The sequence below is a fragment of the Blautia sp. DFI.9.10 genome (assembly GCF_024461705.1).
Lineage (GTDB): Bacteria > Bacillota > Clostridia > Lachnospirales > Lachnospiraceae > Blautia_A > Blautia_A fusiformis.
On sequence record NZ_JANGAA010000080.1, the window covers coordinates 1 to 222 of the forward strand.

At 54.5% G+C, this 222-nt stretch carries 1 protein-coding gene; it reads left to right on the top strand.

Going from position 1 to position 222, the window contains the following annotated elements:
* Window positions 1-222: hypothetical protein (locus NE671_RS15765; protein ID WP_256164166.1), on the top strand; the 222-nt coding region annotated here is incomplete at both ends.

Sequence of the window (222 nt, forward strand, 5' to 3'; positions counted from 1 at the left end):
GCCGATCTGGTTTCTGTATTCTTCGGTACTTATGGTGGTACGCTGTGCCGATCTGGTCCCTGTATTCTTCGATACTTATAGGAATATCCTGTACCAGTCTGACATTTCAGGACAGGACGCCCAGTCCGCTTCCATCCCCCGCATGTTTTTTCCTGTCGGTTGGAAGCGTCAGCCAGAGGAAGGTGGCATCGGGCCGGGCTGCTGCGGAGGAGGGGTGATTAC